This is a genomic window from Paraburkholderia sp. (genome assembly GCF_036488795.1).
Classification (GTDB): Bacteria; Pseudomonadota; Gammaproteobacteria; order Burkholderiales; family Burkholderiaceae; genus Paraburkholderia.
In genome coordinates, this window is the sequence record NZ_DASXHA010000021.1 from 18,331 (window position 1) to 33,498 (window position 15,168).

Annotated in this window: 13 protein-coding genes; 5 read left to right on the forward strand and 8 right to left on the reverse strand. The window is 63.0% G+C overall.

The window, feature by feature from the left end:
• Positions 1–183 precede the first annotated feature (183 nt).
• Positions 184–2,781 carry an ATP-dependent chaperone ClpB gene (gene clpB, locus VGH41_RS02995; protein WP_331595860.1) on the reverse strand — a complete coding sequence of 866 codons (2,598 nt, stop codon included), beginning with the start codon at positions 2,779–2,781 and terminating at the stop codon, positions 184–186.
• 117 nt (positions 2,782–2,898) lie between these two features.
• Positions 2,899–3,399, reverse strand: coding sequence for an Rrf2 family transcriptional regulator (locus tag VGH41_RS03000; RefSeq protein WP_331595861.1), 501 nt, complete (start codon positions 3,397–3,399; stop codon positions 2,899–2,901).
• A gap of 272 nt (positions 3,400–3,671) precedes the next feature.
• On the opposite strand from VGH41_RS03000, the gene VGH41_RS03005 reads away from it, so the two are divergent.
• Complete coding sequence (locus tag VGH41_RS03005) at positions 3,672–4,223, forward strand: group III truncated hemoglobin (protein ID WP_331595862.1); 552 nt, start codon at positions 3,672–3,674, stop codon at positions 4,221–4,223.
• A 57-nt stretch (positions 4,224–4,280) separates the two neighbouring features.
• Here the strand turns inward: VGH41_RS03005 and moaE are convergent, their stop codons facing one another.
• The 6 genes from moaE to VGH41_RS03035 form a co-directional block, all read right to left on the reverse strand.
• Positions 4,281–4,757, reverse strand: a complete 477-nt coding sequence (moaE, locus tag VGH41_RS03010; protein ID WP_331595863.1) for a molybdopterin synthase catalytic subunit MoaE — start codon at positions 4,755–4,757, stop codon at positions 4,281–4,283.
• Between the two features lie 10 nt (positions 4,758–4,767).
• Complete coding sequence (gene moaD, locus VGH41_RS03015; protein WP_331595864.1) at positions 4,768–5,025, reverse strand: molybdopterin converting factor subunit 1; 258 nt, start codon at positions 5,023–5,025, stop codon at positions 4,768–4,770.
• A gap of 27 nt (positions 5,026–5,052) precedes the next feature.
• Positions 5,053–6,309, reverse strand: a complete 1,257-nt coding sequence (glp, locus tag VGH41_RS03020) for a gephyrin-like molybdotransferase Glp (protein ID WP_331595865.1) — start codon at positions 6,307–6,309, stop codon at positions 5,053–5,055.
• A 179-nt stretch (positions 6,310–6,488) separates the two neighbouring features.
• Positions 6,489–7,940 carry a threonine synthase gene (gene thrC, locus VGH41_RS03025; RefSeq protein WP_331595866.1) on the reverse strand — a complete coding sequence of 484 codons (1,452 nt, stop codon included), beginning with the start codon at positions 7,938–7,940 and terminating at the stop codon, positions 6,489–6,491.
• 13 nt (positions 7,941–7,953) lie between these two features.
• The gene (locus VGH41_RS03030) at positions 7,954–9,285 is read right to left on the reverse strand and encodes a homoserine dehydrogenase (RefSeq protein WP_331595867.1); all 1,332 of its coding nucleotides are present in this window, start codon (positions 9,283–9,285) and stop codon (positions 7,954–7,956) included.
• 66 nt (positions 9,286–9,351) lie between these two features.
• A complete protein-coding gene (locus VGH41_RS03035; RefSeq protein WP_331595868.1) occupies positions 9,352–10,599 on the reverse strand; it encodes a pyridoxal phosphate-dependent aminotransferase in 1,248 nt (415 codons plus the stop codon).
• A gap of 508 nt (positions 10,600–11,107) precedes the next feature.
• Between VGH41_RS03035 and VGH41_RS03040 the strand changes: the two genes are divergently transcribed.
• The 4 genes from VGH41_RS03040 to VGH41_RS03055 all read left to right on the forward strand — a co-directional run bounded on the left by VGH41_RS03040 (position 11,108) and on the right by VGH41_RS03055 (position 15,163).
• Complete coding sequence (locus tag VGH41_RS03040) at positions 11,108–11,482, forward strand: Mth938-like domain-containing protein (RefSeq protein WP_331595886.1); 375 nt, start codon at positions 11,108–11,110, stop codon at positions 11,480–11,482.
• A gap of 228 nt (positions 11,483–11,710) precedes the next feature.
• Positions 11,711–13,393 (forward strand): glycosyltransferase family 39 protein, encoded by a 1,683-nt coding sequence (locus VGH41_RS03045; RefSeq protein WP_331595869.1) that lies wholly within the window; start codon positions 11,711–11,713, stop codon positions 13,391–13,393.
• A gap of 25 nt (positions 13,394–13,418) precedes the next feature.
• Positions 13,419–13,790, forward strand: coding sequence for an SMR family transporter (locus tag VGH41_RS03050; protein WP_331595870.1), 372 nt, complete (start codon positions 13,419–13,421; stop codon positions 13,788–13,790).
• Positions 13,791–14,011: 221 nt separating this feature from the next.
• Positions 14,012–15,163 (forward strand): DegT/DnrJ/EryC1/StrS aminotransferase family protein, encoded by a 1,152-nt coding sequence (locus VGH41_RS03055; RefSeq protein WP_331595871.1) that lies wholly within the window; start codon positions 14,012–14,014, stop codon positions 15,161–15,163.
• The last annotated feature ends 5 nt before the right edge of the window (positions 15,164–15,168 follow it).

Below are 15,168 nucleotides of genomic sequence, written 5' to 3' on the forward strand. Positions count from 1 at the left end.
CGAACCTTCTGGAGTACTTTCCGTGCGATTGCATGGATTATTGCCTACCTGCCAGAAAGTTGAACAAAAGCCATGCAATTGCAAAGATTCGATAAAGAAAAAAGGGCAACGAATCGCTCCGTTGCCCTCTGTTGATTGCCTATCCGGGCGGCTTAACCGCCACCGCCCTGCGAAACCAGCCGCTTAATGCACAACGCGGTCGAACACCAGCTTGCCGTCTTCCACCTCGACCGGAATCACATCCTTCGGACCGAACTTGCCCGCCAGAATCAGCTTCGCGACCGGGTTCTCGATCTCCTGCTGGATGGTGCGCTTCAACGGCCGCGCGCCGAACAGCGGGTCGTAACCGACCTTGCCGATCAATTCCAGCGCCGCATCCGACACGACCAGCTGCATATCGAGCTTCGCCAGCCGTTCGTGCAGGCGTTGCAACTGGATCCTCGCAATGGACTGGATGTTCGAGCGATCAAGCGCATGGAACACCACTACGTCGTCGATCCGGTTCAGGAATTCGGGGCGGAAATGCAGCTTCACTTCTTCCCATACCGCGTCCTTCACGGCTTCCTGCGGTTCGCCGACCATCGACTGGATGACCTGCGAGCCAAGATTCGACGTCATCACGATCACCGTGTTCTTGAAGTCCACGGTACGCCCTTGACCATCGGTCATGCGGCCGTCGTCCAATACCTGCAGCAGCACGTTGAATACGTCCGGGTGCGCCTTCTCGATTTCGTCGAGCAGGATCACGCTGTAGGGCTTGCGCCGCACCGCCTCGGTCAGATAGCCGCCTTCCTCGTAGCCCACGTAGCCCGGCGGCGCGCCAATCAGCCGCGCGACGCTGTGCTTTTCCATGAATTCGCTCATGTCGATGCGGATCAGATGATCTTCCGAATCGAACAGGAACGCAGCCAGTGCCTTGCACAGCTCGGTCTTGCCCACGCCCGTCGGGCCGAGGAACAGGAACGAACCATATGGACGGTTCGGATCCGACAAGCCCGCACGCGAACGGCGGATTGCGTCGGCCACGGCCGCGATCGCCTCGTCTTGACCGACCACGCGGTCGTGCAGTTTTTCTTCGATCTGCAGCAGCTTTTCGCGCTCACCCTGCATCATGCGCGACACCGGAATCCCGGTGGCACGCGACACGACTTCGGCAATTTCTTCAGCACCCACCTGCGTGCGCAAGAGACGCGGGCGGGTCGGATTGTTCTGCTCCTTCGCCTCAGCCTGGGTCACTTCCTTCAATTGCGCTTCGAGACCCGGCAGCTTGCCGTATTGCAGTTCAGCCACCTTCTCCAGCTTGCCTTCGCGCTGCAGCCGGATGATCTCCGCACGGGTTTTCTCAATCTCTTCCTTCAGCTGCGCGCTACCCTGCACCGCCGCTTTTTCAGCGGTCCAGATTTCTTCGAGATCCGAATATTCGCGGTTCAGCCGCTCAATCTCTTCCTCGATCAGCTGCAGACGCTTTTGCGACGCTTCGTCCTTTTCCTTCTTGACGGCTTCGCGTTCGATCTTCAGCTGGATCAGCCGACGGTCGAGCCGGTCCATCTCTTCCGGCTTCGAGTCGATTTCCATCTTGATCTTCGACGCGGCTTCGTCGATCAGGTCAATGGCCTTGTCCGGCAGGAAACGGTCCGTGATATAGCGATGCGACAGTTCCGCCGCGGCGACGATGGCGGGGTCGGTAATGTCCACGCCGTGGTGCAGCTCATACTTTTCCTGCAAGCCGCGCAGGATGGCGATGGTCGCTTCCACCGACGGCTCGTCGACCAGTACCTTCTGGAAGCGGCGTTCGAGCGCCGCATCTTTCTCGATGTACTTGCGATATTCATCGAGCGTGGTCGCGCCGACGCAATGCAGCTCGCCGCGCGAGAGCGCCGGCTTCAGCATGTTGCCCGCGTCCATCGCGCCTTCGGCCTTGCCGGCACCGACCATCGTATGAATCTCGTCGATGAAGACGATGGTCTGGCCCTCGTCCTTGGCGATATCGTTCAGCACGGCCTTCAGGCGCTCTTCGAATTCGCCGCGATACTTGGCGCCCGCGAGCAATGCCGCCATATCCAGCGACAGCACGCGCTTGCCCTTCAGGGTCTCGGGCACTTCGCCGTTGACGATGCGCTGTGCAAGCCCCTCGACGATGGCCGTCTTGCCGACGCCCGGCTCGCCGATCAGCACCGGATTGTTCTTGGTGCGGCGCTGCAGGATCTGGATGGACCGGCGAATTTCGTCGTCGCGGCCGATCACCGGGTCGAGCTTGCCGGCACGCGCGCGCTCGGTCAGGTCGACCGTGTATTTCTTCAAGGCCTCACGCTGACTTTCCGCGTCCTGGCTATGCACTTGCGAGCCGCCGCGCACCGCGGCGATGGCCGCTTCGAGCGACTTGCGCGATAGACCATGCTGACGCGCCAGACGGCCGGCTTCGCCCTTGTCGTCGGCCACTGCGAGCAGAAACATCTCGCTCGCGATGTACGTGTCGTTGAGCTTTTGGGCTTCCTTGTCCGCCTGGTTGAGCAGGCCCGTCAGCTCGCGGCCGATCTGGACATTGCCGTCCGTCCCCTGCACCTGCGGCAGACGGGTGATGGCGTCGTTCAGCGCGGTTTGCAGCGCCTGAACGTGCACGCCGGCGCGCGAAAGCAGCGAGCGCGCGGAGCCATCCTGCTGCGCCACGAGCGCGGCGAGCAGGTGGAGCGGCTCGATGTACTGATTGTCGTGGCCGACCGCCAGACTCTGGGCGTCGGACAGCGCTTCCTGGAATTTAGTGGTGAGTTTATCGATTCTCATCAAGCGACCTCCAATTTCGAATATCACCAAAATGAGGCGTTTTATGCGCGTTTCAAGCGCTTTTTTGCGTTCGGCAGCAAGTATTTAACAATTGACGCGCAGAACCGGTTTGCCTCTTCAATCGGCAACCGCCGGGCCGCCGCTGGCAGGGGTGGCGAGCGAAATGGGGATGATCGGACTCATGCCGAGGAGTGCCGACAGCGGGCCGGCCGGCTCTGCCAGTTCGCCGATCGTATGACGGTCCAGCTCCGACAGGAATGCGTGGCGCGCCATTTCCAGCATGCCCTTGAGCCGGCATTGCGACTGGATCACGCAGTGCCGATGCACGCCGCGCTCGTCGGAAAAACAGCCGACCAGCGCGAAATCGCTCTCCGTCTTGCGCACTACCTCGCCGACCGTCAGCGAGCCCGAATGTTCGAAGAGCCGCAGGCCGCCATTGCGGCCACGCACCGTCTCGACCCAGCCCAGTTCGCCGAGCCGTTGCACTACTTTCATCAGATGATTCTTCGAAATGCCGTAAGCGTCGGAGATCTCCTGGATAGTCGACAATCCTCCGCCGCGCACCGCGAGATACAACATGACGCGCAGCGAGTAGTCCGTATAGTCCGTGAGTTTCATAAGTGCAAAGGGCGCGGTGAGCGACGCCGACGCGCAGTTCAAAGACCGCGTCGGCGCGAGGGTTGTCGGTGCAGCGGCTTCGCAATAACATGCGCGAACGAGACATGTTAGATCGTCGAACGTCCGCGAATTTGTCACTTCGAATGGTACCTTTCAAATAGTACCGTCGGCGGCCGGCATTATTGTTTCGAATAGCGCGCGTGTTGCGCAGTACTTTGCCTCGTAAACACGGCGCAGGCGGTTTTCTTCCAGGCATCCCCCAGGTATTCCGAATGAACCCAGATTTCCCGCCCGCGGCAGCGGCACCGCGCGAAGCGCAACCCACCGACACGAACATCCGCGAGCTCGTCTACGCGTTCTACGACCGCGTGCGCGCCGATACCCTGCTCGGACCGGTTTTCGAACAGACGCTGGAGGGACGCTGGGACGAGCATTTGCCGAAGATGTGCACCTTCTGGGCGAGCCTCGTGCTCGGGGCGAAGCAGTATCGCGGCAACGTGCAGCAGGCGCATCAGCCGCTGCCGGGCATCGAACCGCAACATTTCAGCCGCTGGCTCTATCTGTTTCTCGACACGGTGGAGACGCGCTACGAGCCTGCAGCGGCCATCCGTTTCATGGAGCCGGCCTTGCGCATTGCGCAGAGTCTGCAGTTGAGCCGTTTCGGTTGGGACTACGTCATTCCGGCCGAGCAGCAGGCGTTACTGGAGCGTGTCGCACCACGCCGGCGCGAGCGTGACGACGAGCACGCCGTCGGAACGCCACGCGGCGAACCGTTTCCGGCGAAGATCATTGGGCAGGCACGGGACGGAGAGCAAGACGGGTAAGCCTTGCTGTAAATGCGGCGCCGAGGCGCGCCTGATGCACGCTGAGCGCGCCGCGTGTCATGCGGATTTCGAGTTACCCGGCTCGATGCCCCAACGCGCCATGGCGGCATCGTCTGTAACGCGGGCGTCGACCCAGCGCTCGCCGTCCGCGGTCTTTTCCTTCTTCCAGAACGGCGCCTGGGTTTTCAGATAGTCCATCACGAACTCGCACGAGGCAAACGCATTGCCGCGATGCACCGAAGTGGTCGCCACCAGCACGATCTGGTCGAGCGGATACAGCTTGCCCACCCGGTGGATAATCAGCACCTCGGTGCCCGGCCAGCGCTCGCGCGCGGCCTCGATAATCGCCTCGAGCGATTTCTCCGTCATGCCCGGATAGTGCTCGAGCTCCATGGCTTCGACCGCGCTGCCGTCGTTCAGGTCGCGCACGGTGCCGACAAAACAGGCCACCGCGCCGATCTTCGGATTCTGCGCGCGCAAAGCCGCCACTTCGGTGGAAAGATCGAAATCTTCCGTCTGGACGCGAACCGTCATGCCATGCTCCTCAGCCGCCCGTCACAGGCGGGAAGAACGCGACTTCGCAGCCGTCGGTAATACGCGTGGCGGCATCGGTCATGACGTGATTGCACGCCATGCGTAGCGCGCGGCCCTCGGCGAGCGTTTCCGCCCACCTGCCGCCACGCACACGCAGCCAGGCCCGCACGTCACCGACCGTGGCGACGGTATCCGGCACATCCACCGCTTCGTCGGCGGTACCGAGTGCTTCACGCACACTTGCAAAATATTTGAGCTGAATCTTCATCAGGAGCGCCGCCGGGGTATGCCGGCGTCAGTTCAACAATTCGGAAAAGGGAATGAAACGCACGGTCTCGCCGGCGCTGATTGCATGATTGGGTGGATTGTCGATCAGGCCGTCGCCCCACACCGTCGAAGTCAGCACAGCCGAACTCTGATTGGGGAACAGATCAAGGCCACCTGCGGGATTGACCCGCGCCCGCAGGAATTCGTTGCGGCGGTCGGCTTTGGCTTGCGTGAAGTCGGCGCGCAGCGAGAGCGCGCGCGGCGTCACGGTGCGCACGCCGGACAGACGCAGCACGAAAGGCCGCACGAACAGCAGGAACGTAGCGAAGCTCGACACCGGATTGCCCGGCAGACCGATGAAAAACGCTTCGGCCGTCGCCGCTTCGGCTGCTGCCGTGTCCGTTTCGCCCACCGTCCCGTCACCCGCGCCGCGCCGCACCGCCCCGAACGCCAGCGGCTTGCCTGGCTTCATGGCGATTTGCCACATCGAGAGACGCCCTTCTGCTTCGACGGCCGGCTTCACATGGTCTTCCTCGCCCACCGAGACGCCGCCGCACGTCAGGATCAGATCATTCGCTTGCGCGGCCGCGCGCAAGGTCGCGCGGGTCGCATCCAGACTGTCGCGGACGATGCCGTGGTCCGTCACTTCGCAGCCGAGCTTGTCAAGCAGCCCGCGCAGCGTGAAGCGATTCGAGTTGTAAATCGCACCCGGCTTCAGCGGTTCACCCGGCATGGTCAGTTCGTCGCCGGTGAAAAACACCGCCACCTTGACTCGACGCACCACGGACAGTTCGGCGCAGCCCACCGACGCCGCCAGCCCAAGCGCCTGAGGCGTCAGACGCGTGCCGGCGGGCAGGATCACCGAACCGCTGCGGATATCCGCGCCCTGCAGCGTGATCCATTCGCCCGCCTTCGGCATGTGCAGAATGGTCACCGCGTCGCCGTCGGTCTCGGTTTGTTCCTGTATGACGATTGCATCGGCACCCGGGGGCACCGTCGCGCCGGTGAAGATGCGAGCCGCCGTGCCCGCCGCAAGCGGCTGCGGCGCGTGCCCCGCCGGAATGCGCTGCGAGACCGGCAGGCGGCGCTCACCCTGGGTGAGATCGGCGACACGCACTGCGTAGCCGTCCATGGAACTGGTGTTCATGGGCGGTACGTCGAGTGGCGAGACGACGTCTTCGGCCAGCACACGGTTCAGCGCGTCGAGGGTGAGCACCGTTTCCGTGCCGCGGACGGCGCTGGCCGCGCCGAGCAGCGTCGCCAACGCATCCGCGGTGGAAAGCATCGGGGCACGGGGCGCGGGAGAGGAAGGCGTGGACATCGGTCGAAAGGCACGCAGAACAGAAAAGAACATTGTAGCGGTCTGCGGGGATGACCAGGGCGCTGTGACCGACTGGACGAGTTTTGCGAGGTGGGGCACGACGCCGCTCACCTCGCCTGCCGCGTAACCGCCCGGACGCCTGCTTATGCGCCAGTATGGGCGACGATAAAGTCCTTCACCCGTTGCGCATCCGCCGGCAACACTTCAAAGCGCTGCGGCAACGATTCGATCCCCGTGAACGCCGCCGGCCGCTCCGGCTCGCGCAACAGCGCTTCGCGGATCGTCTCGCCGAACTTGATGGGCTGGGCGGTTTCCAGCACGATCATCGGAATGCCCGGCTGCAGATGTTCGCGTGCCACCTTCAGGCCATCGGCCGTATGCGTGTCGATCATCGTATCGTAGCGCTCGAACACGTCGCGGATCGCCTCGACCCGGTCAGCATGGCTGCTGCGCCCCGACACGAAGCCGAATTCCTGCACGCGCGCAAAGTCGCCGCTGGCAGCCAGATCGAAGCCGCCCTTCTCTTCGACGTCGCGGAACAGTTGCAGCACCCGCGCCGGATCGCGCCCCAGCAGATCGAACACGAAGCGCTCGAAATTCGACGCTTTCGAAATGTCCATGCTCGGGCTGCTGGTGTGATAGGTCTCAGCCGCCTTGCGCACCCGGTAGACGCCGGTGCGGAAAAACTCGTCGAGCACGTCGTTTTCGTTGGTGGCCACCACCAGCTTTTCGATGGGCAAGCCCATCATCCGCGCGATGTGGCCTGCGCAGACGTTGCCGAAGTTGCCCGAGGGCACCGTGAAGGACACGCGTTCGTGATTCGACTTCGTCGCAGCGAAATAGCCCTTGAAGTAGTACACGACCTGCGCGACGACGCGCGCCCAGTTGATCGAATTGACCGTGCCGATCTTGTACTTCGCCTTGAAGGCGTGATCGTTCGAGACGGCCTTGACGATGTCCTGCGCATCGTCGAACACGCCTTCAACCGCGATGTTGAAAATGTTCGGGTCCTGCAGGCTATACATCTGCGCGGTCTGGAACGCGCTCATCTTTTTGTGCGGCGACAGCATGAACACGCTGACGCCCTTCTTGCCGCGCATGGCGTATTCCGCGGCGCTGCCTGTGTCGCCCGAGGTTGCGCCCAGAATGTTCAGGGTTTCGCCGTGTTTGGCCAGCGCGTATTCGAACAGGTTGCCGATCAGCTGCATGGCCATGTCCTTGAACGCCAGGGTCGGACCATTGGACAGTTCGAGCAGCGCCAACGGCGCGCCGTTTTCGACGCCCAGCGTCTTGAGCGGCGTGATCTGCGCAGCGCTTTCGTCGTCGCGCACGTTGCAATACGTTTGCGCCGTGTAGGTCTTGCGCGTCAGCGCGCGCAGGTCTTCAGCGGGAATGTCGTCACTGAATTTCGACAGGATCTCGAACGCCAGGTCCGCGTAGGGGAGCGGGCGCCAGCGCGCAAGTTCGTCGGCCGTCACCTTCGGATATTCCGCGGGCAGATACAGGCCGCCGTCTCGCGCAAGACCACCCAGCAGGATGTCGGAAAACGTATGGTGCTCGCCGGCTCCGGCGCCGCGCGTGGAAAGGTATTTCATATCAGTCTCTGGCCTAGTTCAGCGCTTCCATGCGCAGCTTGGTCACTTGCGAAACGACCGTGTTCAAGGCCTCGATGCTCTGGATCGCGGCGTTGACGTGCTTTTCGACCGTTTCGTGCGTGATCAGGATGATGTCGGTTTCGCCCTTGCCGTTCGCGTCGACCTGCTCCGATTCCTTCTGCAGCAGTGCGTCGATCGAAATGCCCGTATCGGCGAGGATGCGCGTGATGTCGGCGAGCACGCCGGTCACGTCGGCCACCCGCAGACGCAGGTAGTAACCGCTCGTCACTTCGTCGATCGGCAGGATCGGCGTGTTCGACAGGCTGTCCGGCTGGAACGCCAGATGCGGCACACGATGCTCCGGGTCCGCCGTATGCAGGCGCGTCACGTCCACCAGATCTGCGACCACCGCGGAGGCTGTCGGTTCCGCGCCCGCCCCCTTGCCGTAGTACAGCGTGGTGCCGACGGCGTCGCCGTGCACGACCACGGCGTTCATCGCGCCCTCCACGTTGGCCAGCAGGCGCTTTTCCGGAATCAGCGTCGGATGGACGCGCAGCTCGATACCCTTGTCGGCGCGGCGCGCAATGCCGAGCAGCTTGATGCGATAGCCGAGTTCCTCGGCATATTTGATGTCGATCGCCGCGAGCTTGCTGATGCCTTCGACATACGCCTTGTCGAACTGCACCGGCACGCCGAAAGCGATGGCGCTCATGATGGTCGCCTTGTGCGCGGCGTCGACGCCTTCGATGTCGAAGGTCGGATCGGCCTCCGCGTAGCCCAGTTCCTGCGCGGCCTTCAGCGCGGTCGCGAAGTCGAGACCGCGGTCGCGCATCTCGGACAGGATGTAGTTTGTCGTGCCGTTGATGATGCCGGCAATGTATTGAATCCGGTTCGCCGTCAGCCCTTCGCGCAGCGCCTTGATGATCGGAATGCCGCCTGCCACCGCCGCTTCGAACGCAACCATCACGCCATTGGCGCGAGCCGCTTCGAAGATTTCGGTGCCGTGCACCGCGAGCAGCGCCTTGTTGGCCGTGACCACATGCTTGCGCTGCGCGATGGCGCGCAGCACCAGCTCGCGCGCAATGCCCGTCCCGCCGATCATTTCCGCGACGATGTCGATGGACGGATCGTCGACCACCGCGTTGAAGTCATCGGTAATCGCCACCGTGCCGGCGCCGCCGCCGAGCGCCGCCGTCGCCCTGGCCGGATTGCGCACCGCAATGCGCGTGATCTCGATGCCGCGCCCGGCGCGCCGTTTGATTTCTTCCTGATTGCGGCGCAGTACCGTGAAGGTGCCGCTGCCTACCGTGCCGAAGCCCAGCAGTCCAACTTTGATCGGTTCCATGCAGCGTGTGTTTTCGTTTAGAGGATTGAGGGAAACTTGTGTGGGCCTGTCGCGCGGCGCTGCGCGTCAGACCGCGTGACGTTTGCGATAACCGTCGAGGAAGCGCGCGATCCGGTTGATCGAATCCGCCAGGTCGTCGACGTTCGGCAGGAACACGACGCGGAAGTGGTCCGGCGACTTCCAGTTAAAGCCGCTGCCTTGCACGAGCAGCACCCGTTCGGCCAGCAGCAGCTCGAGGATGAACTGCTGGTCGTTTTCGATCGGATACATCTTCGGGTCGAGGCGCGGGAACATGTACAGCGCCGCTTGCGGCTTCACGCAGGTCACGCCCGGGATGGCCGTCAACATGTCATACGCGAGTTCACGCTGTTTGTACAGGCGCCCGCTCGGCACGATCAGGTCGTTGATGCTCTGGTAGCCGCCCAGCGCGGTCTGGATTGCATACTGGCCGGGCACGTTCGGGCACAGCCGCATGGACGCGAGAATGCCGAGACCTTCGAAGTAGTCTTTCGCGCGGCGCCGGTTGTCACCGGTCAGGCCCGAAATGAACATCCAGCCGGCACGGTAGCCGCACGAGCGGTAGCTCTTCGAGAGACTGTTGAAGGTGACGGTCAGCACGTCATCCGAGAGCGCCGCCACGGACGTATGCGTCATGCCGTCGTAGATGATCTTGTCGTAGACCTCGTCGGCGAAGATCACGAGGCCGTGCTGACGCGCAATCTCGATCAGGCCGAGCAGCAGTTCGTCCGAATACAGCGCGCCGGTCGGATTGTTCGGGTTGATGACGACGAGCGCACGCGTATTCGGCGTGATCCTGGCGCGGATGTCGTCCAGATCGGGCATCCAGCCGTTCGATTCGTCGCAGAGATAGTGCACGGGCGAGCCGCCCGACAGGCTGACGCCGGCCGTCCACAGCGGATAGTCCGGCGCGGGCAGCAGCACTTCGTCGCCGTCGTTGAGCAGACCCTGCAGCGCCATCACGATCAGCTCCGACGCGCCGTTGCCGATGTAGATATCGTCCAGTTCGACGCCGTGCACACCTTTTTGCTGGGTGTAATGCATGATCGCCTTGCGTGCGGCGAACACACCTTTCGAATCGGAATAACCTGACGAACCCGGCAGATTCAGAATCATGTCCTGGATGATTTCGTCCGGCGCGTCGAAGCCGAACGGTGCGAGGTTGCCGATATTCAGCTTGATGATGCGGTGGCCTTCTTCTTCGAGCCGTTTGGCATGTTCGAGAACGGGCCCGCGGATGTCATAGCAGACGTTCAACAGCTTGTTGGATTTGAGAATCGGTTTCACGGCGGGCACTTCATCCTGGGTAAATTGGGCGGCCCCGCAAAGGGCATTGGGCGTCTGGGTGCGGAGCGGCCGGTTTTGCGCGCTCCCGTGAACCTGTCAGACTCGTGCTCGCGGCGGGTCGCGCCGGCAGAATCGCAGGATTTCGCAAACATGGAACAACAGCGACGGCGGGCGCCCGGGTGGGGGTCGCAGCGGCTCTGGTCCGACCGATTCTAGCCCACCGGCGATGACGACCCGACGAAAGGACCACGAACCGCGAGCCGAACTGCGCCGCGCGTGGGTTCATGAGCGAGGCCGCATGTGCCTCGGGGTGCCGTACGCGGGTCTTAAGGCTGTCTTAAGGGCCTCTGATGCAGCTTATGGCGGCAGACGAAGCAAGGGGCGCCGCGGTCCGGCTAAAAAGTTATAATTTAGCGGATTTTGGCCGGTTTCGGCAATGCGCGAAGCGCATGCAGAAGCCTTTCCGGCCTCTTCTGCTGGCACTCAAGCCGACTTCGGACGACTTCGGAAAACCAATTTGAAATTGCATCAGGATTCCAGCGGCGCCCTCAATACCGTGACCGGCTACGGCGCCGACTTTGTCGAAATCAATCTCCAGCGCCATGCCGGCAGCATCCTCGTGCTGCCGGAGGCGCCTGTCATCCCCTGGCCGGTGTCTTCGTTCGAAGCGCTGACCCCGGAGCTTTTCGAACTGTTGATCGCGCCCGCGCCGGAAGTCGTCATTTTCGGCAGCGGCGAACGGCTGCGTTTTCCGCATCCGCGGCTGACCGCGCCGCTTGCCGCCCATCGGATCGGCGTCGAGACGATGGATTTCAAGGCCGCCTGCCGCACCTACAACATTCTGATGGCCGAGGGCCGCAAGGTCGCGGCCGCCTTGCTGATCGAAGCGTAACCGGCCCGGCGCGCCGGTCACGAGCCATGGGGAGGCGCCTCGCCGGGCAGCTTGATGGGCGCCGCCGGGCAGCGGCACAATGCCACCCCATTGGCGGGGTGCCGGCAAGCGAAAGCACCTGACGAACGTTCGTCACGCGCCGGCAGCCCGTTACCGGCAACCGGCCAGCCGTTCCTGATAACACCAATACGCCGCCCGTGCGGCGTCGCAACAACAGGCTAACCATTCATGAACGATATGCCGTCCCGGCTACCGCTCAACCGCACCACGCTTCTTCTTCTGGTGCTCGCCCTTGCTGTCGTCTGGTTCGTGCCGCTAGGCTGGCGCCATCTGCTGCCGAGCGACGAAGGCCGCTATGCCGAAATGGCCCGCGAGATGTTCGTTACCGGCGACTGGATCACGCCCCGCTACAACGGCTACAAGTACTTCGAGAAGCCGCCGCTGCAAACCTGGTTCAATGCGCTGACCTTCGCGTGGTTCGGCATCGGCGAATGGCAGGCGCGGCTCTATACGGCGTTGACCGGCTTCGCCGGCGTCCTGCTGATCGGCTATACCGGCGCGCGCGTGTTCAACGCCGCCACCGGCGTGTTCGCCGCCATCGTGCTGGCGACCTCGCCGTACTGGAACCTGATGGGCCACTTCAACACGCTCGACATGGGCCTGTCGTTCTGGATGGAACTGACGCTGTGCACCCTGCTGCTGGCCCAGCGCCCCAACCTGACGGGCGGCCAGGTGCGGCTGTGGATGTGGCTCTGCTGGGCGTCGATGGCTCTCGCGGTATTGTCGAAGGGTCTGGTCGGTCTGATCCTGCCGGGCGCCGTGCTGGTGCTGTACACGCTGATCGCCCGTGACTGGGCGGTCTGGAAACGCCTGCATCTGATTGGCGGCCTGATCATTTTCTTTGCGATTGCCACGCCATGGTTCGTCCTTGTCCAGCAGCGCAATCCGGAATTCCTCAACTTCTTCTTCATCGTCCAGCAGTTCCAGCGCTACCTCACGCCTGAACAGAACCGCCCCGGCCCGTTCTATTACTTTGTGCCGGTGATCCTGGTGGGCTTCCTGCCGTGGCTGTCGGTGAGCGTGCAGAGCATCCGCCACGCGCTGCGCCTGCCGCGCCAGCCGAACGGCTTCTCGCCGGTCATCATGATGCTGGTGTGGGCCGTGTTCATCTTCCTGTTCTTCAGCGCGTCGCACTCGAAGCTGATCTCCTACACGCTGCCCATCGCGCCGGCGCTGGCGCTGCTGATCGGCATGTACTTGCCGCTCGTCACGCCGCCCATGCTGCGCCGCCACCTGGCGGGCTACGCCGTGTTCCTGATCGTGGCGGCCTTCGCGGCGCTGTTCATGGGACGCCTCGGCGACGCCCGCAATCCGAACGAGCTGTATGTCGCCTACCGGGTGTGGGTGCTGGCCGCCATCGGCGTGGCGTTCGTCCTGACGCTCGCCGCGCTGTGGCTGAACCGCCACAGCCGCAGCGGCATTACCGGCGCTGCCGCCATGTTCGGTGCGGGCTGGCTGCTGCTCGGCACGATTGCCGGCACGGGTCACGATGTGTTCGGGCGCCTCAGTTCCGGCGCGCCGCTCGCGCCGGCCATCAAGGCCGCGCTGGCCAAACTTCCGCCCGACACGCCGTTCTACTCGGTCGGCGTGCTCGATCACACGCTGCCGTTCTACGTCGACCACACGATGATCATGGTCGAGCACGCCGACGAACTGGCCTTCGGCGTGTCCGTCGAGCCGCAGAAATGGGTGCCGACGATAGCCGAATGGGTCAAACGCTGGGATGCGGCCCCTTACGCGCTCGCGTTGCTGCCGCCCGCGCGCTATCAGCAGCTATTGGAGCAGCACGTGCCAATGCAGGTCGTCACGCGCGATTCGCGCCGCGTGATCGTAGAAAAACCGCAGCAATGACCCCATATCACGACCTGAAACCCCGATGAATCCGATTTCGCTCTTTTGTATCCTCGCCGGCGTCGCACTGAACGCCTGCGCGCAGTTGCTGCTGAAGGCCGGCACGAATGCCGTTGGACACTTCGAATTCACCCGTGCGAACATCCTGCCCATTGGCTTCAAACTGGCGACGCAGTTGCCCGTTATCGGCGGGCTGGGTTGTTATGTGATCAGTGTCGTGGTGTGGGTGGTGGGACTATCGCGGGTGGACGTGTCGATCGCCTATCCGATGCTGTCGCTCGGCTACGTCGTCAACGCGATAGCCGCCTGGTATCTGTTTGGAGAAGTGCTGTCGGTACAACGCATGGTCGGTATCGCCATCATCCTGGTGGGTGTACTGGTGCTGGCGCGCAGCTAGGTTCCGCGGCGCTTGCGGCCCGCTGCGGCGGGTCCGGGCGAAGCCGCCGCGCGCGGTTGGTTGCCGTTGATGGCCGGTGTCGCGTGGCCGGCGCGTAACAGCTTGTAAACACCTGCCGCGAGTCACTTTATACTCGCTGACCGCCGCCTGGCCTCGCGAAGTATCCTTGCCGGTCGCCGTCTTTTGTGGTTGCTGCCCTATTTCTATCGAGCGAAGCATTCATGAGTCATTCATCAGCCCCGTTTTTGCCGTTTGTCCGTCCGGAAATCGACGAAGAGACAATCCAGGGTGTCGCCGACGTGCTCCGCTCCGGCTGGATCACGACCGGCCCGCAAAACCAGAAGTTCGAAGCAGCGCTGTCGGAATTCTGCGGCGGGCGCCCGGTGCGCACCTTCAACTCCGGCACGGCCACGCTCGAAATCGGCCTGCGCATTGCCGGCGTGGGCGAAGGCGACGAAGTCATCACGTCGCCCGCGTCGTGGGTTTCCACCAGCAATGTGATCTACCAGACGGGCGCGACGCCGGTGTTCGCGGACATTGATCCGAAAACCCGCAACCTCGATCTGGACCGGCTGGAACAGGCCATCACGCCGCGCACCAGGGCGATCATTCCGGTCTACCTGTCCGGCCTGCCGGTCGACATGGACCGCCTGTACGAAATCGCTCGCGCGCACCGGCTGCGCGTGATCGAAGACGCTGCCCAGGCGTTCGGCTCGACGTGGAAAGGCGATCGCATCGGCAAGCTCGGCGACATCGTGTCGTTCAGCTTCCATGCCAACAAGAACCTGACCTCGATCGAAGGCGGCGCGCTGGTGCTGAATAACGAGGAAGAAGCCATCCTCGCGCAGAAGTACCGCCTGCAAGGCATCACCCGCACCGGCTTTGACGGCATGGATTGCGATGTGCTCGGCGGCAAATACAATCTCACGGATGTGGCTGCGCGCGTGGGTCTCGGCCAGCTGCCGCATCTGGAGCGTTTCATTGCGCAGCGCAAAAAACTCGTGCGCGCCTACTTTGCGGGGCTCGAAGGCGGCGCGGCGGTCGAACTGGGCGTTGGCCTGCCGTTTGCTGACTTCGAAAACAGCAACTGGCACATGTTCCAGATCACGCTGCCGCTCGAAAAACTGACCATCGACCGGGCCGGTTTCATGAGCCAGTTGAAGGACCGCGGCATCGGTTCAGGCGTGCACTACCCGGCGATCCACCTGTTTTCGCTGTACCGTGCACGCGGTTTCAAGGAAGGGATGTTCCCGCATGCGGAGCGCTTCGGGCTCACCACGGTTACGCTGCCGCTCTTCACGTTGATGAACGAGAGCGACGTGGCGCGGGTGTGCCGCGCGGTCAATGAAATTTGCGAACAATACGGAAAATAAGCGGA

Excerpts from the sequence above, each read along its gene's own strand:
- clpB (WP_331595860.1), bottom strand. The coding sequence starts at position 2,781 with ATGAGAATCGATAAACTCACCACTAAATTCCAGGAAGCGCTGTCCGAC.
- VGH41_RS03000 (WP_331595861.1), bottom strand. The coding sequence starts at position 3,399 with ATGAAACTCACGGACTATACGGACTACTCGCTGCGCGTCATGTTGTAT.
- VGH41_RS03005 (WP_331595862.1), top strand. The coding sequence starts at position 3,672 with ATGAACCCAGATTTCCCGCCCGCGGCAGCGGCACCGCGCGAAGCGCAA.
- moaE (WP_331595863.1), bottom strand. The coding sequence starts at position 4,757 with ATGACGGTTCGCGTCCAGACGGAAGATTTCGATCTTTCCACCGAAGTG.
- moaD (WP_331595864.1), bottom strand. The coding sequence starts at position 5,025 with ATGAAGATTCAGCTCAAATATTTTGCAAGTGTGCGTGAAGCACTCGGT.
- glp (WP_331595865.1), bottom strand. The coding sequence starts at position 6,309 with ATGCTTTCCACCGCGGATGCGTTGGCGACGCTGCTCGGCGCGGCCAGC.
- thrC (WP_331595866.1), bottom strand. The coding sequence starts at position 7,940 with ATGAAATACCTTTCCACGCGCGGCGCCGGAGCCGGCGAGCACCATACG.
- VGH41_RS03030 (WP_331595867.1), bottom strand. The coding sequence starts at position 9,285 with ATGGAACCGATCAAAGTTGGACTGCTGGGCTTCGGCACGGTAGGCAGC.
- VGH41_RS03045 (WP_331595869.1), top strand. The coding sequence starts at position 11,711 with ATGAACGATATGCCGTCCCGGCTACCGCTCAACCGCACCACGCTTCTT.
- VGH41_RS03050 (WP_331595870.1), top strand. The coding sequence starts at position 13,419 with ATGAATCCGATTTCGCTCTTTTGTATCCTCGCCGGCGTCGCACTGAAC.
- VGH41_RS03055 (WP_331595871.1), top strand. The coding sequence starts at position 14,012 with ATGAGTCATTCATCAGCCCCGTTTTTGCCGTTTGTCCGTCCGGAAATC.